The following is a 20,209-nucleotide window of genomic DNA, read 5'->3' on the forward strand; positions in this document are numbered from 1 at the left end:
ACAATGATTAGCCGACAGAGGGGGGTGCTGTCCCGCCAGCATCGACGTTTATCCCACCACCACCTCACCGCAGCGCCTTCTGCCCGCCGGCCGCCGTAATCACCCCGACGATGATCAGCCCGGTCAGCAGCAATCGCACGCCGGCGCTGACGCCGAAGGTGTTGAGCATGGTCAGCAAAAGCACCAGGAACAGCGCCGCGCCCCAGACACCGGGGACATTGGCCTTGCCGCCGGCCACCGACGTACCGCCGATGACGACGACGGCGATCGAAGCCAGCAGGTACTCATTGCCGATGTCGACATTGGCGCCGCGGAAATAGCCGGCGAGCAGCGCGCCGTCGATGCCGCCGAGCGAGCCCGACAGCGTGTAGGTTAGGAAGCGTATGCGGCCGACATTGACGCCAGCGAGCCACGCGGCACGGATGTTCTGGCCGATCGCCAGCACCGAGCGGCCATAGATCATGCGCTGCAGTGCGATGGCAGCCCCGACGGTAAACAGCACGGTGAGGATCGCCAGCACCGGAATGCCCAGCACCTGCCAGTTGGCGAAATCGGCGAAGCCCGGCGGCGGCTTGATCTGCAGCCCGCGCCCATAGCTGATGTCGATCGACTGGATGATGAAGCTGGCCGACAGCGTTGCGATGATCGGCGGAATGCGCAGCGCCCAGATCAGCAGATAGTTGACGGCGCCGACCGCCGCACCGCAGGCAAGCGCCGCCAGCAGCCCGACCGCGATCATGGAATCGTTGCCGTCCATCACCTTCATGGCGACGGCGCTGGCGAGGCCGATATTGGCGGGCAGCGACAGGTCCACATTGCCCGGGCCGAGCGTGATGACGAACATCTGGCCGACACCGACGATGACAGTGAACACCGCCAGCGACAGGGCGGCGGTGACCATGCCGCCGCCGCCGTATCCGCCGGTGAAGACGATCGTCGCCAGCCAGACCAGAAGCGCGCCGAGAAAAGACCAGATCCAGGGTTTGGCGAGCAGCGATTTCACCGATGCCATCGCTCACCTCTCCCTGCGGCTGATCAGCACCCGCGCCGCCAGCACGATGATCAGGATGGCGCCGTTGGCGGCCACCTGCCAGTCGGGTGGGATGTGCATGAAGGTGAGCAGCGGCGAAGCCGCCAGCGCCAGCGTCAGCGCGCCGATCACCGCGCCGATGGGCGACACTCGGCCGCCGACGAACTCGCCGCCGCCGAGGATGACGCCGGCGATCGCCAGCAGCGTATAGCCATTGCCGATATTGGCGTCGGCCGAGGTGGTGATGCCGATCAGCGCCATGCCCGACAGCACGCCGAACAGACCGGCCAACGAAAACAGCACGATCTTGGTCTTGAGCAGCGACCAGCCGGCGCGGCCGAGTGCCGCCGGATTGCCGCCCGAGCCGCGCAGGATCACGCCATAGGAGGTGCGCATGAGGCCGAAATGAACGATGAGCCCGATCAGCAGCGCGGCGATGATCGGGAACGGCACGAAAGGCGGCTTGAACGCCATCAGCCCAAGCAGCCAGTCCGGCGCCTTGCCGCCTGGTTTGGGCAGAATGAGAATCGCCAGCCCCTGCCAGACGAAGCTCATGCCGAGCGTCACCACGATCGAAGGCAGGTTGCGCAGATGGATCAGCGCGCCGAGCAGCGCATAGACGCCGATCGACCCGAGCAGGATGACGACGCCGATGAGCGGCGCGTCCTTCAGCCAGGTCGCGGTGACGCAGCCGACGAAGCCGACGAAAGTGCCGATCGACAGGTCGAGCTCGTTACCTGATATGACGAACATCTGCGCGATCGTCGCCAGCGCGATCGGGATCGCCAAATTGAGCATCAAGCTGAAGCCGAAATAGCTGATGGCGCGCGGGTTGAGCCAGGCGATGGCAAGCAGCACCAGTGCCAACGACAGCGCCGGCAGCAGCCCGCGCAACAGGCGGGCGCGGGCCAGCGCGCCACGCTCGGCGGAAGTCCTGGCAGCGGTTTCGAGACTGGCGGCCGTCATCTCAGGCCGCATCGCCGAACGAGGATTGGATGATCTTCTCTTCCGTCAACTCGTCGCGGCGCAGATTGGCGACGATGCGGCTGTTCTTGAAAACATAGATGTGGTCGCAATTGTCGAGCTCTTCGGTTTCGGTGGTGTACCAGAGGAAGGTACGGCCGCGGCCTGCTTCCTCGCGCACGAGGTCGTAGACTTCCAGCTTGGTGCCGATGTCGACGCCGCGCATCGGATCGTCCATCAGCACGATCTGTGCATCCGAGCCGAGGGCGCGGGCAAACAACGCCTTCTGCTGGTTGCCGCCCGATAGCGAGAAGATGTTGTTGTTCATGTCCGGCGTGCGGATGCCGATCTTCTTTTGCCAAAATGCAGCAAGCTCCGCCTCGCGCTGCGGCGAGATCAACAGCCCGTTGCGCAGGCGCGCCAGCGAGCGGATGCCGATGTTTTGCGCGATCGACCATTGCGGAAAAATGCCGTCCGCCTGGCGGTCGCCGGCGACCAGCGCCACCGGTGCCGTCACCTCGATGCCGGTCCGGGCGCGCGACGCCGCGGCGAAGATCGCCAGCAGCAGATCGGTCTGGCCATGGCCGGCCAGCCCGGCAAGGCCGATGATCTCGCCGGCGCAAGCGACAAGGTCGGTACCGTCCTTCTGCGCGGCGGGCCGCGCCCGAACCCGCAGCGGGCTGGCGCCGATCTTGGCGGCAGCGATTTCGGCGGCGATCTTCTGGCGCGCTTCCGCTCCGCCCATCGCCGTCACCAGCCGGTCGCGGTCGAAGGCACTGGCGGCGTCTGCGACAACCACCTTGCCGTCGCGCATCACCACGATGCGGTCGGCATTGCGCAGCACCTCGCCCAGCACATGCGAAATCAGGATGCAGCTTTTGCCGCCGGCGACGAAGCGGCGCACGAAGGCCAGCAGCTGGCCAGCCGTATGCGCGTCCAACGACGATGTCGGCTCGTCGAGGATGACGAGGTCAAGCCGATCCTGAGTGACCGTGAACGCGCGCGCCACCTCGACCATCTGGCGTCGGCCAATGGAGAGATCGCCGACAATGTCCGACGGCGAAATGCTGTGGCCCGGAAAAATCTCGTCGAGCTTGGCCGCGATCAGATCCGCCGCCTTGCGCCGCCAGCCGAGCCCGCGCAGCGAAGCATGGTTGATGCGCGTGTTCTCGGCGACGCTGAGATTGGGGCACAGCGACAGCTCCTGGAACACGCAGCGTATGCCGAGCTGCTGCGCCCGTGACACCGAGTAGTTCGCCTCGATGCCGCCATGCACGCCGATCTGCCCGCTGTCGGGCACCAGCGTGCCCGCCACCATGTGCATCAGCGTCGATTTGCCGGCGCCATTGTGGCCGACGAGACCGACGCATTCACCGGGCCCGACGCGAAAATCGACGCCGCCCAGTGCGCGAACGGCGCCGAAATGCTTTTCGGCGCCGTTCAGTCTGATGATGTCAGCGTTCCCTTCAGGCATGCTCAACGATATCCGCTCGGCGATACGGACGGCAACGCTGCCGTGATGCTCACTTGATGTTGGCTTTGATGGCCGCGATTGCATCTTCCTGCGTGTATTCGTGGCTGGCAACGCCACCCTTGGGGATCTTCGGCAACTCGGCCTCGAAATCGTCTTGGGTGAAGGCCAGATACGGCACCAGCAGATCGTGCGGAATGTCCTTGCGGCCGTCGAGCACCTGCTGCGCCACCCAGAAGGCGAGTGACGAGACGCCGGGCGCGATCGAGGCCGACCAGGTCTGGTAGCCGTCCTTGTCCTTCTGTTCCTTCCACCACTGCAGCTCGTCCTGCCGATTGCCCATGATGATGGTCGGGCGCGGCTTGCCGGCGGCGGCGAAGGCCTGTGCCGCGCCATAGCCGTCACCGCCCTGGTCGACGATGCCGACGATCTCGGGCAGCGACGGCAGGATGGTCGCCACCGCCTTCTGCGCCGTCGTCTGATCCCAGTCGCCGGTCACCGAACCGACGATCTTGAACTCGGGATGGGCGGCAACGCCTTCAAGGATGCCGGCATGGATGGCATCGTCGATCGAGGTGCCGGCGAGGCCGCGTATTTCCAGCAGGTTGCCGCCCTTGGGCTGGAACTTGGCCATCTGCTCGACTTCCTGCTTGCCCATGTCCTTGAAGTCGACGACGACGCGGTAGGCGCAAGGTTCGGTGACGGTGCCGTCGAAGGAGACGACGACGATGCCGGCGTCGCAGGCCTGCTTGATGGCGCCGTTGAGCGCATCCGGCGAGGCGGCGTTGATGACGATCGCGTCATAGCCCTGCAGGATCAGGTTCTGCACCTGCGCCGCCTGCGTCGGCACTTCCTTGTCGGCGGTGGTGAAGATGTCGGCCACGCCGACGATCTTGTCGGCGACCGCCTTCTTGGTGACGATGCCATAGCTGTCGAGCATGGCCTGCCGCCAGGAATTGCCGGCATAGTTGTTGGAAAAGGCGATCTTCTTGCCACTGGTGTCGGCCAGCGCCGTGCCCGAGGCGAGCATTGCCGCCAGAGCGCCCAGAACGAACAGTTTCTTCATGTCGTAATCCTCCCAGATGTGTTGACTGCTGCAATTCCCGCCGGGCTTGACCCCGGCCTCACTCCCAACTCTGATTTGAGCACGAATTGTCGCGGGCTCAAAACAGTCTCAATCCCGGCACGCGCACCCGGAGCCGGTACAATGACGTCGACGCGGTAATGTAGAGGCTTTGAAGGTCGTCGTCGCCGAAGGTAAAATTCGCGCAATCTTCGGGCGTCCGGATGACGCCAAGAATGCCGCCCGACGCGTCAAAGACATGGATGCCGCCGGGCCCGGTGCAGTAAAGGTTGCCGCGACTGTCGATCTTCATGCCGTCGGGCGCTCCCGGTCCGTCGCCCTCGGTCACCGCCCACACCGCGCCGCCATTGAGATCGCCATTGGCTTCGACGCCGAACACCCTGATGTGTCCGCGTTCGGTGTCGTTGATGAACAGCCGCGACTCGTCCAGCGAGAAGCAAAGCCCGTTCGGCTGGACGAAATCGTCGGCCAGCAATGTCAGTTGTGCGCCGTCCCCATCGACGCGGTAGACACCCTGGAACGGCAGTTCCTGAGGGCGTGGCACGCCATAGAACTCCACCCGGCCATAGCCCGGATCGGTGAAATAGATCGATCCGCCGGTGGCAATAACAATGTCGTTGGGGCTGTTGAGCTGCTTGCCCTGGTGGTGTGTGGCAAGCACCGTCACGCTGCCGTTGGCCTCGGCGCGGGTCACGCGGCTCGTTGCGTGCTCACAGGTGACCAGCCGCCCGTGGCGGTCCAACGTGTTGCCGTTGGCCTTGTGGCTCGGCTCGCGGAACAGCTCGATCTCGCCCGCCACGCCACGGCGGTACATGCGGCTTTCCGGAATGTCCGAGAAGACCAGCCATTTCTCGTAGGGGTGCCAGACCGGCCCTTCGAGGAAGCCGAAGCCGCTCGCCAGCGTTTCGATCGCTGCATCGCCAACGACGTCGTCGAAGCCGGAATGGCGGGCGCGCGCCGAAACCGACATCACTGGCTCCCGGCGGCGCCGACAGTCGTGCGAACCCGCATGGTGACGAATGACATGAGCGCTCTCCCGATATGGTCTTTTTATGGGTCGAGCGTAGTTGCGGTGCCGGCATGGCGATACGGGTCAAAGCGCACGGCCGACTGTGCGTTTGCACAGTCGCGCAGGGCCCAATTGCGGCGTAGTGATAGCGGCGATAAGCCCGATAAAATTGGCGAACACCTTGTCGCATCGGGTTGCGACGCGGCGACGTCGGACTAGGACCGGCGAACACCCAGCAAAAACGCGGTCAATGTTGCGCTCGCGCACGCCACCGCCACGAGCGCGACCACGCCAGCAGAGTTGGACTTTTGCCCTGCGCGAAACGAGTCGCGCCGCGCGGGTAAAGCACTGTCAACCAAGGCCTTCAGATCGGACCTGCTGCCGTGCCGAACTGAATAGGCGCGTGTGAACTCGGCGCCGAGAAGGAAGATTTCCGATGAGTAGTAAACCCAGAGCAGTATGACGAGCAGTCCACCGGCGGCGCCATACGAGGACGCAATCGCGCTGGTTCCGATATACCAGCCGATCAGCGATTTTCCCAACGTGAACAGGGCAGCCGTCACAACAGCACCGATCCTTACATCGCGCCATTCCAGGGTTCGATCGGGCAAAACTTTGTAAATGGCGGCGAACATCAGGGAGATCAGGGCAAACGAAACGACGCCGTTGATCACGCCGAGTATGATCGTTCCGAACGGCAGATGGACGTTGATAAAATCGCTCAGCGCCGAAATCGCGGCGCTTGCTATGAGAGAGACCAGCAACAGGAACCCGAGCGCGGCCACCAACCCCAGACTGGCGGCTCGTGCCCGCACCAGACGCGACAAGGAGTTGCCCTGTGCTTCAACCTTCCAGATTGCGTTCAACGACTGCTGCATTTCGCCAAAGACGCCAGACGCGGCCACCAACAAGGTGACGAGCCCGATGACCGCGGCCCAGGTCCCGTACAGCTTGCTGGATGCACTTTCCAGCGCAGCCTGGAGGAGATCGGCGCTTTCCGGCCCCATCAGTCCGGAGATCTGGGCCGACAAAGCCAATTGTGCGGCATCATGACCGAAGACGAGACCAGCGACAGCAACCACGATCAGCAAAATCGGCGCCAGCGAGGTGGCGGCATAGAAAGCCATCGCGGCACCATGACTAAGAGCATTGTCGTTGATGAAGCCGGCTACGCTTTCACGCACCAAGTGCCATGAATTTGTGATTGAGGGTCGCACTTCGGGTCCGCGGGCAGTGGGTTGGAATGGCGTTCATTAGCAATGCGCCAGACCTTCCGATGTTCCGGTCTGGCCGCGCCGCTGGTTCAGGAATTGGATCGGAATCTGGTGCGGACTCCCAGCCGTGAGGTGAGGCGTGTAGGGGAAGGCCTACTCTTGCCCCGCCAGCCAGGCGTCGAGCCGGCCCTGCTCGCGGCGCAGCGCGTCGATGTTGATCAGGCCGCGCGCCATCGCGAGATAGATCGCCCGCGTCCGAGAGTTGAACACGGAAGCATCGCTGGCGCCGTCCTCCGCCGGCACGATGCCGAGCTTGTCGTAGACATGCTTGATGCGGCTCTGCGCGCCGCGGATCGACAGGCCGCGGCGTGCCGCGATCGCCCGGTCGGTCAGGCCGAGCGCGATGTCGATCAGGCTTTCATATTCGCCGTCCGTGATGCCCTCGAACCTATCCTGCACGCGGTGCTGGATGCCACGGATCTCGCGGTCGATGATGCAGTGGCCATCGCGGAAAACGCCGCGCAAGGCAGAGCGCATGCCTTCCTCCGTCGCCGATTTGAGCACATAGCCATAGACCGAACCGGGCGGCACGATACGCGCCACGCCGCGCACATAGGCCTCGTCGGCGAAATTGGACCAAAACAGGATGTGCGTGCCGGCGCGGCGGTTCCAGATCGCCCTGGCGACCTCGATCCCGGTCGCCTTCGGCATCTGCAGGTCGAGCACGACATGCGGCGGCTCACGCTCGGCCGCCAGGTTGATGGCGTCCTCGCCGTCGCTCGCTTCGATCACCTCGACGTCGCCGGGCCACAATTGCTCGACGGTCCGGCGCGCGAAGGTGCGGTGCAGCCCGTCATTCTCGGCGATCATCACAAGCATCACATGGCCTCCGACACGGCGAGCTCGCCGGGTATTGTTGCAGCCGCCGTCATGGCCAACTCTGGCAAAGGCTGGCGGTCGATCTCGACGACGACACGCGTGCCGCCGCTCTTGCGGCCGGCCTGGCCGATTCTCAGCCGTGCCCCGATAAGGGCGGCCCGCGTGTGCATATGGCCGATGCCGCCATGGGCCGCCGGATCGATGGCGCCGCATCCCTGGCCGTCATCGGTGACGATGACCCGAAGCACGCTCGTTGTCGACGCCAGCAGCACGTCGATGCGGCGCGGCGCAGCGTGGCGAACGGCATTGTTGATCGCTTCCTGCACGATCCGATAGAGCGCGGTGCGGACAGGCTCGGGCAGGCTGTCGGCGCCGCCGTCGCTGGTGTCGGCGATGCGCACGGCGATCGGCGGCTTGGCCCTGGCGACGCTGCGGTTGAGGTGCGCCTCGACCGCGTCGCGCAGGCCGAACAGTTCGAGCACGCTCGGCCGCATGTCGTCGACGATGTGGCGCAGTTCCGTCAGGCAACCGGCGACCTCCTGCTCGAGATCGGCAAGCTGCGCTGCCCGCGCCACGCCCTGGCCACGCAAGGCCGAAAGCTGGCGCGCGATCCGGGCGAGGTCGGCGAGCGTCTGGTCGTGCAGGTCCATGGCCATGCGCCGGCGTTCGCGCTCCATGCCTTCGGTCAATTGCGAGGCGCCGACCCGCAGCAGTTCGACGCGGTTGCGCGCCTCGCTCTCGGCCAGCATCGCACGGCGCGCCTCCTCGGTCTGGATCAGCGCGAAGATATAGGGCGCGATCAGATCCGCGCATTGCTGGGCAACGGCGACATCGGCAAGCGTGTAGCAATCGATCTCATGCCGGCTGATGTTGAGCGCGCCGATGATGCCGCCGCGTGCCCTGAGCGGCACGACGATGCGGCTGCGCAATCGGGCGGCGAAGATCGGCCCATCGATGGCGGTGGCGAAATGGAAGCGCTCGTCGCGCAGCGCATCATCGGCGAGCAGATAGGGCACCTCGCCCCACAGCACGGAGCGTATCGGGCTGACTTCGGTCGGCAGCGGATGCTGGGCAAGCTCGCTCCAGCTGGTGTGGAAGCCGGCTTCATAACAGGCGTGGCGGCGGCCGTCGTGCGACAGCACCGCCAGATCCATGTGGTCGTGCGGAATGAGCGAGCCGATCTCGATTGCTGTCGCGCGGAACGCCGTGCCGGGATCGATATGGCCGGCAAGCGCCCGCGAAATCGCCAACAGCCGGTCGATCAGGACCAGGGACACCTCCGGCATGGCTTTCACGATCCTCCCGTGCCGGGAAATAGTGGACGCATGCCGGCACCGCTGTCAACGACGGCTTGGCTGGCGGAGCCGATCAACTTGCGGTGCGGTGATTGAAAAGGTTTCGCGTCCTGGTCTAGGGAGACGGGTCAGGAGACCGACACAGAATGCCAGTGACTTGGACGCCAACCATTGCTCCGGCGCCCCGGGAATTCCGGCACGATGGACGCCGAGCGCCACGAGTGGCGTCGAAACGTCGCTTGGCCAGCCTCCCGCAGGGAAGCACGATCTTCACTTTTTTCTGGCCCGGGACCGGCGATTGGGAGAATGTCGACTTCTCCGTCATATCGGCGCCCAGGAATAGCCAGGCGATCCTTCCTCGATAAACCCCGAAAATCTCTTAGGAAACAGGGACGACACCATGCAGATCGGAATGATGGGACTGGGCCGGATGGGCGCCAACATGGTCCGGCGCCTGATGCGCGACGGCCATGAATGCGTCGTCTACGACATCAATCCCACCAGCGTCGCGGCTCTGGTGACCGACGGCGCGCTAGGGGCGGCCTCACTGGAAGAATTCGTCGGCAAGCTCGCCAAGCCGCGTTGTGTGTGGCTGATGCTGCCGGCAGCCATCACCGGCAGGATCATCGATCAGGTGGCGGCGCTGATGGAGCCCGGCGACATCCTCATCGACGGCGGCAATTCCTACTATCACGACGCCGTCGACCAGGCCGCGAAGCTGGCTGGCAAGGGCATCCATCTTGTCGATGTCGGCACCAGCGGCGGTGTCTGGGGGCTGGAGCGTGGCTATTGCCTGATGATCGGCGGGCCCGATGAGGCGGTGCAACATCTCGATTCGGTCTTCGCCACGCTGGCGCCGGGCGCCGACGCCGGCTCCAATCCGCCCAAGGATGCCGGGACCGCGGCCTTTGGCTATCTGCATTGCGGACCGAGCGGCGCCGGCCACTTCGTCAAGATGGTGCACAACGGCATCGAATATGGCGTCATGGCCGCCTATGCCGAAGGCATGAACATCCTGAAGTCGGCCAATGCCGGCAAGCGGCAACGAACGGCGGACGCCGAGACCAGCCCGTTGGAAAACCCGCAATACTACCAGTTCGACATCGACCTTGCCCAGGTGGCCGAGGTCTGGCGGCATGGCAGCGTCATCGGCTCCTGGCTGCTCGACCTGACGGCCGGCGCGCTGAAGAGCGATCCGGGCCTGGCGAATTTCGGCGGCCGCGTCTCGGATTCCGGCGAAGGCCGCTGGACGCTGAAGGCGGCGATCGACACCGGCGTGCCGGCGCCGGTGCTGTCCTCGGCGCTGTTCGACCGCTTCTCCTCGCAAGGCGAATCCGAATTCGCCGACAAGCTGTTGTCCGCCATGCGCTTTGCCTTCGGCGGCCATGTCGAAAAGGCCAGCAAGTGACGGCGGCGGGGGAGACGCGCATGAGCCAGGAACGCTCCGACACGCTGGTGCTTTTCGGAGCGACCGGCGACCTTGCCCACAAGAAGATATTTCCAGCGCTTTACCAGATGGTCGCCAAGGGCACGCTCACCGAACCGGTGATCGGCGTCGCCTTCGACGCCTGGGACATCAAGCAATTGCAGGCCCGTGCCCGCGACGGCATCGTCAATGCGCTCGGCAAGATCGACGAGAAGGTGTTCGCACAGTTCGCCTCGCAACTGCGCTATGTCAGCGGCGACTACCGCGATGGAGCGACCTTCGAGAAGCTGAAAAGCGCGCTCGGCACGGCGCAGCGGCCGCTGCACTACATGGCGGTGCCGCCGACCATGTTCGAGATCGTCGTCCAGGGGCTGGAGCAATCGGGCACGGCCCAGGGCGCGCGGCTGATGGTGGAAAAGCCTTTCGGCCATGATCTGCAATCGGCGCGCTGGCTGAACCGGGTTCTGCATCTGGTGTTCGACGAACAGTCGATCTTTCGCATCGACCACTATCTCGGCAAGGAAGCGATCCAGAACCTGCTCTATTTCCGCTTCGCCAATTCCTTCCTTGAGCCGATCTGGAACCGCAATTTCGTCGAGAGCGTGCAGATCACCATGGCCGAGGATTTCGGCGTCGAGGGTCGTGGTCGCTTCTATGACGATGTCGGCTGCATCAGGGACGTCATCGAGAACCATCTGCTCAACATCCTGTTGCTGCTTGCCATGGAGCCGCCCGTCGGCCGTTCCGCCGACGACCTGATCGACGAGAAGGTGCAGGTGCTGCGCGCCATCCGCACGCTGACCAGGGACGATGTCGTGCGCGGCCAGTTCACCGGCTATCTCACTGAACCGGGCGTGGCGCCGAACTCGCCGGTCGAGACCTTCGCGGCGGTGCGTTTCTTCGTCGACACCTGGCGCTGGCAGGACGTGCCGTTCTTCATCCGCGCCGGCAAGAACATGCCGGTGCATGTCACCGAAGTGGTGGTGCGGCTGAAGCGGCCGCCGCTCGACGTCTTCGACCCGATCAAGCCCGCTGACCAGAACTACGTCCGCTTCCGTATCGATCCGCAAGTGGTGATCGCCATCGGCGCCCAGCGCAAGGCGCCGGGCGACGACATGATCGGCGAGCAGGTTGAGTTGACGGCGCTCGACGACAGTAAGGGCGACATGCCGCCCTATGAGCGGTTGATCGGCGACGCCATGAACGGCAACGGTCAGTTGTTCACCCGCCAGGATGCCAGCGAACTGGCCTGGCGCATCGTCGGCCCGGTGCTTGGCGACACCACGCCACCGCATCTCTACGAGCCGGGCACATGGGGTCCCGCGGACGTCATGGCCGGGTTCGGGCCGCCCAACGGCTGGATCGATCCGGTAAAGTGAGAGGGTGACATGATGGCCAAGGCGGTGAAACAACCGGCATCGGGTCCTGAGAAGTCAGGCCCTGAAAAGATCGTGCTTTCGATCGATATTGGCGGCTCGCACGTCAAGATCCTCACCAAGCGCCGGCGGCGAGGAGCGCCGCGCCGGCTCCGGGCCGGACCTGACGCCTCGGCAGATGATCGATGCGGTCAAGAACTCGCCGGGGGCCTGTCCTATGACGTCATCTCGATGGGGCTATCCCGGGCCCGGTCGGCGAACGCGGCCTGGTAAAGCGCGGCAAGAAGAAATGGCGCCGATATGTCTTCGACGTCGTCGACCGGCTCCGTGCCGCGATGCAGCCTGACTATGCCGTCATTTGGCGGCGGCAATGTCGACAAGCTCGATGAATTGCCCGCCGACTCCAGGCGCGGCGACAACACACGCGCCTTCGAGGGCGGATTTCGATTGTGGCGCGACAAGGCGCTGATAGTCTGATATTGTTATTGTTTAATATAGTTGTTCAAAATAACGTGTGATATGATGCCAAGTCATTGCATTGCGCAGATTTGCCGACTAGGAATTCCGCGCCACAACAACGCTGCCCGTCCCGTGGATGCACAAAGGACGCTTTAGCATTTTGATTTTGCGCATGATCCTTTCCGGGAATCGAATCCGATTTTCAGGTCATTCGCTTTAGACGGAGAGATAGAGTGACCGACGATAGCAACAGCGCCCGTAAAGACATCGACCTGCTCGAGCTTACCGCTCACATCGTGTCCGCTTACGTCGAGAAGAACCGCTTGCCCGCCTCCGGCCTGCCCGACCTCATCGCCAGCGTCAGCGCCTCGATAAGCGGGCTCGGCAAGCCGGTGGCCCCATTGGCTGCTCCGCTGGTCCCGGCGGTCAACCCCAAGAAGTCGGTGACGCCCGATTACATCATCTGCCTCGAAGACGGCAAGAAGTTCAAATCGCTGAAGCGTCACCTCGGCGTGCATTTCGGCCTGACGCCGGACGCCTACCGCGCCAAATGGGGCTTGCCGTCGGACTATCCGATGGTCGCCCCCAACTATGCCGCCTCGCGCTCGCTGCTGGCGAAATCGATCGGTCTCGGCCGCAAGGCCGCCCCCGTGAAGGCACCTGTCAAGGGCAGGAAGGCCAAGGTTTCAGCCTGAGGCATGTCCCCCAAGAGCATGCCCTCGGGCTTGACCGAGGGTGTCCAACGGTTTGGGACAACGACCTCCTGAGGCAAGGACCGAATTCGGCGCTGAGCCAATAGATTGATTGAAGCCTGCCGGCGAATCGCCTTGGCAGGCTTCATGTTTTTATGGCTTGGATGAACCGGACGGGTTCTTTGAGGGGGAAGTCATGAACTACACCCGGATGGTGATCGAGAAAGAGGCGCCGGAAGAGTACGGCTACGACCGTATCCGCTACAATCTCTCCGAAAGTTCGATCGCCGACCAGAAGCTCTCCGACATCGGCCTGTCGCTGCCTGATCTCACGCTTTTCTATGGTGAGCATCGCGGCGACAAGGAGCTGCGCGCGCTGATTGCGGCGCAGGACGCCGGCATCTCGCCTGATGATGTCCTGGTCACCGCCGGTGCCGCAGGCGCGCTGTTCATCATCTCGACCTCGCTTCTGTCGGCGAACGACCATCTCGTCGTCATCAGGCCCAACTACGCCACCAACATCGAAACCCCAAGGGCGATCGGCTGCGCCATCGGCTTTGTCGACCTGGCCTTCGAGGAAGACTTCGCCATCGATGTCGAGCGCGTCAAGGCGGCGATGCAGCCGAACACCAGGCTGATCAGCGTCACCTGCCCGCACAATCCGACCGGCACGATGATGAGCCGGACCGATCTCGATGCGCTGGTGGCGCTCGCCGAAAGCAGCAACTGCCATCTGCTGGTCGACGAGACCTACCGCGACCTCTCCTATGGCAAGCGGCTGCCGTCGGCGGCATCGCTGAGCCGGAAGGCGATCAGCGTCTCGTCACTGTCCAAGTCCTTCGGCATTCCCGGCATCTGCATCGGCTGGCTGATCACCAGGGATGCGGAGCTTCAGGAAAAGTTCCTCGCCGCCAAGGAGCAGATCGGCATCTGCGGCAGCGTCATCGACGAAGGCATCGCACGCGGCGTGCTTGAGCGCCGGGATATCTTCCTGGCGACGCTGCTGCCCGAAATGGCGAAGCGCCGCGACATCGTCCAGGCCTGGATCGACCGCGAGCCACTGGTAGACTGGGTGCGGCCCGAAGGTGGTGTCGTCGGTTTCCCCCGCCTGAATGTCGATCGCGGTTTCGACCTCGACCGGTTCTACGTGAACCTGCTGGAGAACCACGGCACGTATGTTGGGCCCGGCCACTGGTTCGAAATGGAGAAGCGCTTTTTCCGCGTCGGCTTTGGCTGGCCGACGGAAGCCGAACTACGCGGCGGCCTCGACGTAATCTCCGCCGCGCTGAAGCAGTAAACTCCCCATGCGATCGATGGAGCAGGTTGAAAATTCCTTGATCCAGCACCGATTTTAACGCATATCCGCATCGAATCTGGGCAAACAGTTCCGCCAGCCGGACCAGCGCCCATCGTGGAAGTGCCCCGCCACGATGCGAAAGCTAACAAGTGTTGGAGCGTATTTTGTGCGTCCAATTGGACGCACGTCGCTCCAATGCCATCGCAACGGGCCTCTTAAATCCATGACAACCGAACAGATATTGCCCGACCAGCGCTATGCCGCGTTCCGCCATCGTTCCTTCCTGAGCTATTGGGCGGCGCGTTTCCTCACGACCTTCGCCACCATGATCGTGTCCGTCGCTGTCGGCTGGCAGATGTACGACCTGACCCGGAACCCGCTCGATCTCGGCCTGGTCGGCATCGTCCAGTTCCTGCCTTCGCTGCTGCTGGTGCTGGTCACCGGCGTCGTCGCCGACCGCTTCGGGCGGCGGCTGATCATGGCGCTGGCGGTGGTGCTGGAAGCGATCTGCGCGCTGACGCTGCTGCTTCTGACGCTGCGCGGCATCAGCGGACCGCTGCCGATCTTCGCCGTACTTGCCATGTTTGGCGTCGCCCGCGCCTTCTTCGGTCCGGCCTCCGCCTCCCTGTTCGCCAATCTGGTGCCGCCTGAGGATTTCGCGAATGCCATCGCCTGGAATTCATCGGCCTGGCAGACGGCGACCATCGTCGGACCGGTTGCTGGCGGCCTGCTCTACGGCGTGTCGCCGGAAGTGGCCTACGGCACGGCCGCCGTCCTGATGCTCGTGTCCGGGCTGCTGATCTTCACCATCCCGAAGCCGTCGCAACGCACGGAGACCGAAAAGCCGACGATGCAGAACCTTTTCGGGGGATTCAGCTACATCTGGAGCGAGAAGATCGTGCTGGGCGCCATCTCGCTCGATCTGTTCGCCGTGCTCCTGTCCGGCGCGTCGGCGCTGCTGCCTGTCTACGCGCGCGACATCCTCCAGCTCGGCCCCTGGGGTCTCGGCCTTCTGCGCTCGGCACCGGGCGTCGGCGCCATCTGCGTCGCCATCTGGCTGGCCGGCCATCCGATCCGCAACCACGCCGGCACGATCATGCTCGGCTTTGTCGCCGCGTTCGGCGCCTTTACCGTGCTGTTCGGCCTGTCGACCATCACCTGGCTGTCGATCGTCGCCCTCGCCTTCCTTGGCGCCACCGACATGTTCAGCGTTTACATCCGGGAGACCCTGATCCAGCTGTGGACGCCCGATCATGTGCGTGGCCGCGTCAACGCCGTCAACCAGGTCTTCGTCGGCGCTTCTAACGAACTGGGCGAATTCCGCGCCGGCACGATGGCGGCACTGATCGGCACGGTACCGGCTGTCGTGGTCGGCGGCGTCGGCGCGATCGCCGTCGCCGGATTGTGGGTGGTGTTGTTCCCTCAACTACGCAGGGTGCGCCATCTCAGCGGGCGCAATTGACGCGCCTTATCGAGCGGCCGGCTTGCCGAAAATCAGCCGCAGGAACTCGTCCAGCCATCGCTTGAGATGCATGTCCCAGATCAGCCGGCCGCCGAGATGATCGCGGCCGGGCTGCGCGCCCGGCAGCTCGAAGCGATGCGCGCCGCGCACCACCCAGCGCTGCATCATCACCCTGGTCAGCTCGCCATGGAACTGGATGCCCCAGGCATTGTCACCATAGCGGAAGGCCTGGTTGGGATAGGTCTCGGCCGTCGCCAGCAGCGTCGCGTCCCTCGGCAGCGAAAAGCCCTCTCGGTGAAACTGATAGACCATCTCCGGCCAATGCATCAGCTCCCTGCCGGCTTCGGTCGCCTTCAGCGGGTACCATCCGATCTCGACCAGCCCTTCGCCGTGACCCTCGACCTTGCCGCCGAGATGGTTGACCAGCATCTGCGCGCCAAGGCAGATGCCGAGGCACGGCCGGTTCTCCCTCAGCGGTATTTCCAGCCAACTGGTCTCGCGGCGGACGAATTCATCCTCGTCATTGGCACTCATAGGCCCGCCGAACACCACCGTGCCGGCGTGACCATCCAGCGTATCCGGCAAAGTGTCGCCCAGCGGGGGACGGCGGACGTCGAGATCAAAACCCTCTTCCAGCAGCATGTGGCCGACGCGTCCGGGGCTCGAATTCTCCTGATGCAGCACGATCAGGATCTTTGGCTTCGAACTCATTTGGCGCGGCATGGGAAGGCGAAAACCTATTCGTCGCTCGATGTTCCGGTGGCGCCAGGTGCAAGTGCGGCCGCCTTGCGGCGCGCCTCGACACGGTCGCGGCGTTCGACGCCGATCAGTTCGGCGACGCGCCAGACCGTGTTGTCCTCCAACTCGTGCAGCTCGCGATCGGCATAGACGATCTCCCACATCAGGCCGATGAAAGCCTTGCGCGCATCGGCATCGAGGTGGCGCTTCAAGACACTGGTGAAGGCATAGAGATCGATCGCCTCATTGTCGGCCCGCTCACCGGCGGCGACAAGCGCTTCGAGTTCGGCGCCGCTGATCGAATAGCTCTGCGCCAGCACCGCCTTGAACCGCTCCCACTCGACATCCTGGCGCACGCCATCGGCGTTCATCACATGGTAGAGAAGCGCCGATGCAGCGATGCGCGGATCGTCCGTGCTGGCCTGCGCGGTAGTGCCGGCCGGCAAATCCCTGAGAAATGACAGAACGCGTTCAAACATAGATCCATTCCTCAGAGCATGATGCCGAAAAGTGTGAAGCGGTTTTCTCGGACAAACGGGACCCGTTTGTCCAGACATCATGCTCTATCTTCTTGAGTCAAAGGGGGGGCTTGACGGCCGGCCCAATTCAAAACAACCGAAACCGGCGCGACGATTTTTCCGCTTCCTCGTCCGGATCGACGCCGGGATCGTCCGGCAGCCGCGCATGCTCCTCGGCCGGCTCGACACCCTCGGCATCGGTCGGCACCGCAGCGAAGGCCGCCGCCGTGATCGGCCTGACATGATCCTCGTGGCTCTCTGCGTCCTTGCCCGCCACCTCGCCCTGACCGGCGTCATCGATCACCTCGACCGGCCTTTTTTCACTCGTCGGCGTTGCCAGTGCTTCAATGACCGGCGCCGCGCTGGCTGGTGCATCCTCATGGCTGTCGATCAGCTGGCCGAGCCGCTCCATCGGCGCGCGCCACTCGAAGGCGTCGAGCCGACCGGTGATCGGCGATACCGGCGCCCAGCGCTCGGACACCACGCCGTCGGCGACCCAGGCCGGATCGCGCGGCGCCCGCACCGCCCTCGACAGCAGCTGCCGCACCTTACCCTGGTCGCCGGTCTCGGCCTCCTCGATGTCGGCGAGCAGCAGATAGGCGCCCTCGCGGCGGTCCATCCTGATCGCGGCCTCCGCCTCGCGGCGGGCGGTCGAGAAGTCCTGCGCGTCGAGTGCGGCGCGCGCCACTGTCATCGATGATTCGGCGTGGTTCTTCTTCATCTCCTGCAGCTTCTTCGCCCGGTTGAGGCGGTCGAGCACGGCGTCACCAGGCCTTGCGTGGGTATAGATCTCGGCGATCTCCGGCTGCGGCTCGGCCTTCCACGCCGCCTCGAGGATCTTTGAGCCCTTGCGCACGTCGTTCTGCTTGAAAAACGCCGCAGCGGCGGCAACGGCGGCGGGCGCGAAGTCCGGCCGCAGCCGGTTGGCCTCGATCGCCGCGGTTCTGGCGGCGGTGGGATCGGTGTCGGCGAGCGCCTGCGCCTTGGCGGTCAACAGCACGGCGCGGCGGCGGTTGGCGGCTTCGCGCTCGATCTGGCGTGTCGCCTTCTGCGCGTCGACCAGTTTCAAGGCACCGTCCCAGTCACCGCGCGCCGCCAGCTCTTCTAGCGTCGATTCGGCGGCCCAGGCCAGCTGCGGCGCCATTACCGCGGCGCGGCCGGCATAGTGCCTGGCGGCGTTGCGATCACCGAGCCGTTCGGCTTCGAGATAGAGCCCGCGCAAGCCGAGCAACCGCATTTCGGGATCGTCGAGCATGCTCTCGAACTTTTGCCGCGCGCCCTCGTGATCGCCCTCGAGCAGCGACGCCTGCGCCTCCAGCAGATGGATCAGCGGCTCCTGGTCGGAGCGGATCAGCTTGGCCGCTTCCTTGGTCTTCCTGCGGGCCAGCGCGCCGTCACCGGCGCCGGCGGCGATCATGCCGGTCGACAGCGCCTGATAGCCGCGGTCGCGGCGGCGGACACGGAAATAGCGCGAGATGGTGTAGGGGCTATTCCACAGCGACTTGAGCAGCCACCACAGGATCATCACCGCGGCGACGACGGCAACGACGGCCACCGCCGCCACCATCAGGCTGACCTGGTATTGATAGCCGCTGAAGGTGATGACCATGTCGCCCGGCCGGTCGGCCAGCCAGGCAAAGCCCAGTCCGAGCGCGAAGACGACGACGAGGAAGGCGAGCAAGCGGATCATCGTGTTGCCCTCATGCCTTCATCGCGCCCGAAATCAGCGCGTCGACCTGGGTTTCGACCTCGACGCGCGCTTTCAGTTTGCCGGCAAAGTCGGCGCCTGCAGCCTTGGCGGCTTGCGGCAGCGTATCGTATTCACTGAGTGCCTTGGCGTAGTCACCTTGTTTGACCGCCGCCTCCATACGCGCAACGATTTCGGGCACCCCAGCACCTTCGACAGCGCCGATTGGCCTGACCTTGACCAGCGATTCGGCGCTCGACAAAAGGTTCTGCAGGAAGCCGGCACTCTCATCGACAGGGGTCGCCGCGCCGACCATGTCATTGGCGGCGGCATCCGCTTGCGATGCGATCTCGGCGCGGGTCGGAACGCCCTTTTCGGCGTAGGGGCGCAAGGTCGCAAGCTGCGGCGCGTCTGGAGAAATCGCGGCAAAGGTTTCGAGTTCGGCCGAGAACGGCGCGCCACGGTCAAGCGCTGCCTTGAGCGCCGACGCGGCGATGGCGAGCGCGATCTTCGGCTGTCCTGCCGCCGCCTCGACCTTGCCGGCCAGCTGCGACACCGACTGCTCCAGTGCGGTCAGCCGGCCATCCTGCGCCGTCGTCGCCTCGCCGGCGGATTTCACCTGCGCGTCGAGACCGGCCAGTTTTTCGTTGAGCGGGCCGAGATCGACCGGCGCCGTGCCGCCGGTCTTGCCAAGGGCCGCGACCGCCGTTTCGATCTGCTTGATCTTGTCGCCCAGTGCGGCAAGCCCGGCGGTGTCGCCTGCTCCGCCGGATTCGACCGCCGATTTCAGCGCCGCCACATCGGCCTTGACCTGCTCCAGGCCCGAGGACAGCCCGGCCACCTTGGCCGCCGCATCGCTGTTGCCGCCAGCTTCCTTCAAACCGGCGATTTCGCTCTTCAGCGAAGCGATCTCGCCATTGACGCCCTCGAGCGAGACACTGGAGCCCGAGCCCGGCGCGCCGAGCAGGCCTGCAAATTGCAGCCCGCCGGCGCCAACCAGCGCGATGACGCCGCCGAGCAGGCCGGCGGCGATGCCGTTGAAGCCGCCACGCTTTGCCGGGGGCGGTACCATTTTCTCGTCCCGTGTCTCGGTTTTGGCTTTGTCGCCGCCGGTCCGTGTGGGCTTCGCCGATGCGTCCTCGAAATTGTAGTCGTAAGCTTTGGTTTTATCGGCCGGCACGTCGGACGACCCGGGATCGTCGGACGATCCGGGATAGGGGAGCTCAGCCTCGCTGCCGCCCTTGCCCGCCGCCGCTGGCTGCTCCGATTCGGCCTTGGCATCGGCATGCTCCCAGGGCTCGAGGTCGGTCTGGTCGGCATGCACCGGCTCTTCGGGAAGCTCAGCCTGCGAAGCGTTCTCTGCTTCCTCAGCCTTCGCCTCGTCTGTCTGAGCCCTGGCCGCGCCCTCATCGGCGACGCGTGAAACGGCGCCCGGCTCCAGATCGATGGTCACCGGCTCGCGGCGGCTTTTCGAGTGTCGCACCTTCGGCGTCTTGACCATGCCTGGCTCCGCACAATTCGCTTCGTCTCAACGCCTTGCGGCGCATGATGGTTCAGAAAGGGTCTAGCACATCACCAAGCGGTGAAAAGGGGCGGTGTGATGACGCGG

The 20,209-nt window shown here is 64.6% G+C and carries 17 protein-coding genes and 1 pseudogene; 6 read left to right on the forward strand and 12 right to left on the reverse strand.

Annotation, left to right across the window (positions count from 1 at the left end; translation table 11 throughout):
• Positions 1-64: 64 nt before the first annotated feature.
• The 8 genes from NKH03_RS18150 to NKH03_RS18185 form a co-directional block, all read right to left on the reverse strand.
• On the reverse strand, positions 65-1,012 hold the full coding sequence (locus NKH03_RS18150) for an ABC transporter permease (RefSeq protein ID WP_352969597.1): 948 nt from the start codon (positions 1,010-1,012) through the stop codon (positions 65-67).
• Between the two features lie 3 nt (positions 1,013-1,015).
• A complete protein-coding gene (locus tag NKH03_RS18155; RefSeq protein WP_352866199.1) occupies positions 1,016-1,996 on the reverse strand; it encodes an ABC transporter permease in 981 nt (326 codons plus the stop codon).
• 1 nt (position 1,997) lies between these two features.
• Positions 1,998-3,467 carry a sugar ABC transporter ATP-binding protein gene (locus NKH03_RS18160; RefSeq protein ID WP_352969599.1) on the reverse strand — a complete coding sequence of 490 codons (1,470 nt, stop codon included), beginning with the start codon at positions 3,465-3,467 and terminating at the stop codon, positions 1,998-2,000.
• A gap of 49 nt (positions 3,468-3,516) precedes the next feature.
• Complete coding sequence (locus NKH03_RS18165) at positions 3,517-4,530, reverse strand: ABC transporter substrate-binding protein (RefSeq protein WP_352969601.1); 1,014 nt, start codon at positions 4,528-4,530, stop codon at positions 3,517-3,519.
• A 97-nt stretch (positions 4,531-4,627) separates the two neighbouring features.
• Positions 4,628-5,518, reverse strand: a complete 891-nt coding sequence (locus NKH03_RS18170) for an SMP-30/gluconolactonase/LRE family protein (RefSeq protein ID WP_352969603.1) — start codon at positions 5,516-5,518, stop codon at positions 4,628-4,630.
• A gap of 254 nt (positions 5,519-5,772) precedes the next feature.
• Entirely contained in the window at positions 5,773-6,774 is a 1,002-nt protein-coding gene (locus NKH03_RS18175) for a YihY/virulence factor BrkB family protein (RefSeq protein WP_502913523.1), read from the reverse strand.
• Between the two features lie 150 nt (positions 6,775-6,924).
• Positions 6,925-7,650 carry a response regulator gene (locus tag NKH03_RS18180; protein ID WP_352879859.1) on the reverse strand — a complete coding sequence of 242 codons (726 nt, stop codon included), beginning with the start codon at positions 7,648-7,650 and terminating at the stop codon, positions 6,925-6,927.
• Positions 7,650-8,936, reverse strand: coding sequence for a sensor histidine kinase (locus tag NKH03_RS18185; RefSeq protein ID WP_352969606.1), 1,287 nt, complete (start codon positions 8,934-8,936; stop codon positions 7,650-7,652). The genes NKH03_RS18180 and NKH03_RS18185 overlap by 1 nt, the downstream gene beginning before the upstream one ends.
• A 409-nt stretch (positions 8,937-9,345) precedes the next feature.
• Here NKH03_RS18185 and gnd point away from each other — a divergent pair, with 409 nt between their 5' ends.
• The 6 genes and pseudogenes from gnd to NKH03_RS18215 all read left to right on the forward strand — a co-directional run bounded on the left by gnd (position 9,346) and on the right by NKH03_RS18215 (position 15,657).
• The gene (gnd, locus tag NKH03_RS18190) at positions 9,346-10,353 is read left to right on the forward strand and encodes a phosphogluconate dehydrogenase (NAD(+)-dependent, decarboxylating) (protein ID WP_352969608.1); all 1,008 of its coding nucleotides are present in this window, start codon (positions 9,346-9,348) and stop codon (positions 10,351-10,353) included.
• A 20-nt stretch (positions 10,354-10,373) separates the two neighbouring features.
• On the forward strand, positions 10,374-11,750 hold the full coding sequence (gene zwf, locus NKH03_RS18195) for a glucose-6-phosphate dehydrogenase (protein ID WP_352879854.1): 1,377 nt from the start codon (positions 10,374-10,376) through the stop codon (positions 11,748-11,750).
• Between the two features lie 12 nt (positions 11,751-11,762).
• A pseudogene (locus NKH03_RS18200) lies at positions 11,763-12,224 on the forward strand (hypothetical protein).
• Between the two features lie 215 nt (positions 12,225-12,439).
• Positions 12,440-12,901, forward strand: coding sequence for a Ros/MucR family transcriptional regulator (locus NKH03_RS18205; protein ID WP_352866216.1), 462 nt, complete (start codon positions 12,440-12,442; stop codon positions 12,899-12,901).
• A gap of 193 nt (positions 12,902-13,094) precedes the next feature.
• Positions 13,095-14,195 (forward strand): aminotransferase class I/II-fold pyridoxal phosphate-dependent enzyme, encoded by a 1,101-nt coding sequence (locus NKH03_RS18210; protein ID WP_352969610.1) that lies wholly within the window; start codon positions 13,095-13,097, stop codon positions 14,193-14,195.
• Positions 14,196-14,418: 223 nt separating this feature from the next.
• Positions 14,419-15,657, forward strand: coding sequence for an MFS transporter (locus NKH03_RS18215; RefSeq protein ID WP_352969612.1), 1,239 nt, complete (start codon positions 14,419-14,421; stop codon positions 15,655-15,657).
• 6 nt (positions 15,658-15,663) lie between these two features.
• Here the strand turns inward: NKH03_RS18215 and NKH03_RS18220 are convergent, their stop codons facing one another.
• The 4 genes from NKH03_RS18220 to NKH03_RS18235 all read right to left on the reverse strand — a co-directional run bounded on the left by NKH03_RS18220 (position 15,664) and on the right by NKH03_RS18235 (position 20,101).
• Positions 15,664-16,380 (reverse strand): glutamine amidotransferase, encoded by a 717-nt coding sequence (locus NKH03_RS18220; RefSeq protein ID WP_352969613.1) that lies wholly within the window; start codon positions 16,378-16,380, stop codon positions 15,664-15,666.
• Between the two features lie 14 nt (positions 16,381-16,394).
• Positions 16,395-16,874, reverse strand: a complete 480-nt coding sequence (locus NKH03_RS18225; protein ID WP_352969615.1) for a tellurite resistance TerB family protein — start codon at positions 16,872-16,874, stop codon at positions 16,395-16,397.
• Between the two features lie 127 nt (positions 16,875-17,001).
• Positions 17,002-18,603 (reverse strand): heme biosynthesis protein HemY, encoded by a 1,602-nt coding sequence (locus tag NKH03_RS18230; RefSeq protein ID WP_352969617.1) that lies wholly within the window; start codon positions 18,601-18,603, stop codon positions 17,002-17,004.
• A gap of 10 nt (positions 18,604-18,613) precedes the next feature.
• Entirely contained in the window at positions 18,614-20,101 is a 1,488-nt protein-coding gene (locus tag NKH03_RS18235; RefSeq protein ID WP_352969619.1) for a COG4223 family protein, read from the reverse strand.
• Between the last annotated feature and the right edge of the window lie 108 nt (positions 20,102-20,209).

It is taken from the genome of Mesorhizobium sp. M1406, from assembly GCF_040317555.1.
Classification (GTDB): Bacteria; Pseudomonadota; Alphaproteobacteria; order Rhizobiales; family Rhizobiaceae; genus Mesorhizobium.

Excerpts from the sequence above, each read along its gene's own strand:
- NKH03_RS18150 (WP_352969597.1), bottom strand. The coding sequence starts at position 1,012 with ATGGCATCGGTGAAATCGCTGCTCGCCAAACCCTGGATCTGGTCTTTT.
- NKH03_RS18155 (WP_352866199.1), bottom strand. The coding sequence starts at position 1,996 with ATGACGGCCGCCAGTCTCGAAACCGCTGCCAGGACTTCCGCCGAGCGT.
- NKH03_RS18160 (WP_352969599.1), bottom strand. The coding sequence starts at position 3,467 with ATGCCTGAAGGGAACGCTGACATCATCAGACTGAACGGCGCCGAAAAG.
- NKH03_RS18165 (WP_352969601.1), bottom strand. The coding sequence starts at position 4,530 with ATGAAGAAACTGTTCGTTCTGGGCGCTCTGGCGGCAATGCTCGCCTCG.
- NKH03_RS18170 (WP_352969603.1), bottom strand. The coding sequence starts at position 5,518 with ATGTCGGTTTCGGCGCGCGCCCGCCATTCCGGCTTCGACGACGTCGTT.
- NKH03_RS18180 (WP_352879859.1), bottom strand. The coding sequence starts at position 7,650 with ATGCTTGTGATGATCGCCGAGAATGACGGGCTGCACCGCACCTTCGCG.
- NKH03_RS18185 (WP_352969606.1), bottom strand. The coding sequence starts at position 8,936 with ATGCCGGAGGTGTCCCTGGTCCTGATCGACCGGCTGTTGGCGATTTCG.
- gnd (WP_352969608.1), top strand. The coding sequence starts at position 9,346 with ATGCAGATCGGAATGATGGGACTGGGCCGGATGGGCGCCAACATGGTC.
- zwf (WP_352879854.1), top strand. The coding sequence starts at position 10,374 with ATGAGCCAGGAACGCTCCGACACGCTGGTGCTTTTCGGAGCGACCGGC.
- NKH03_RS18210 (WP_352969610.1), top strand. The coding sequence starts at position 13,095 with ATGAACTACACCCGGATGGTGATCGAGAAAGAGGCGCCGGAAGAGTAC.
- NKH03_RS18215 (WP_352969612.1), top strand. The coding sequence starts at position 14,419 with ATGACAACCGAACAGATATTGCCCGACCAGCGCTATGCCGCGTTCCGC.
- NKH03_RS18220 (WP_352969613.1), bottom strand. The coding sequence starts at position 16,380 with ATGCCGCGCCAAATGAGTTCGAAGCCAAAGATCCTGATCGTGCTGCAT.
- NKH03_RS18225 (WP_352969615.1), bottom strand. The coding sequence starts at position 16,874 with ATGTTTGAACGCGTTCTGTCATTTCTCAGGGATTTGCCGGCCGGCACT.
- NKH03_RS18230 (WP_352969617.1), bottom strand. The coding sequence starts at position 18,603 with ATGATCCGCTTGCTCGCCTTCCTCGTCGTCGTCTTCGCGCTCGGACTG.
- NKH03_RS18235 (WP_352969619.1), bottom strand. The coding sequence starts at position 20,101 with ATGGTCAAGACGCCGAAGGTGCGACACTCGAAAAGCCGCCGCGAGCCG.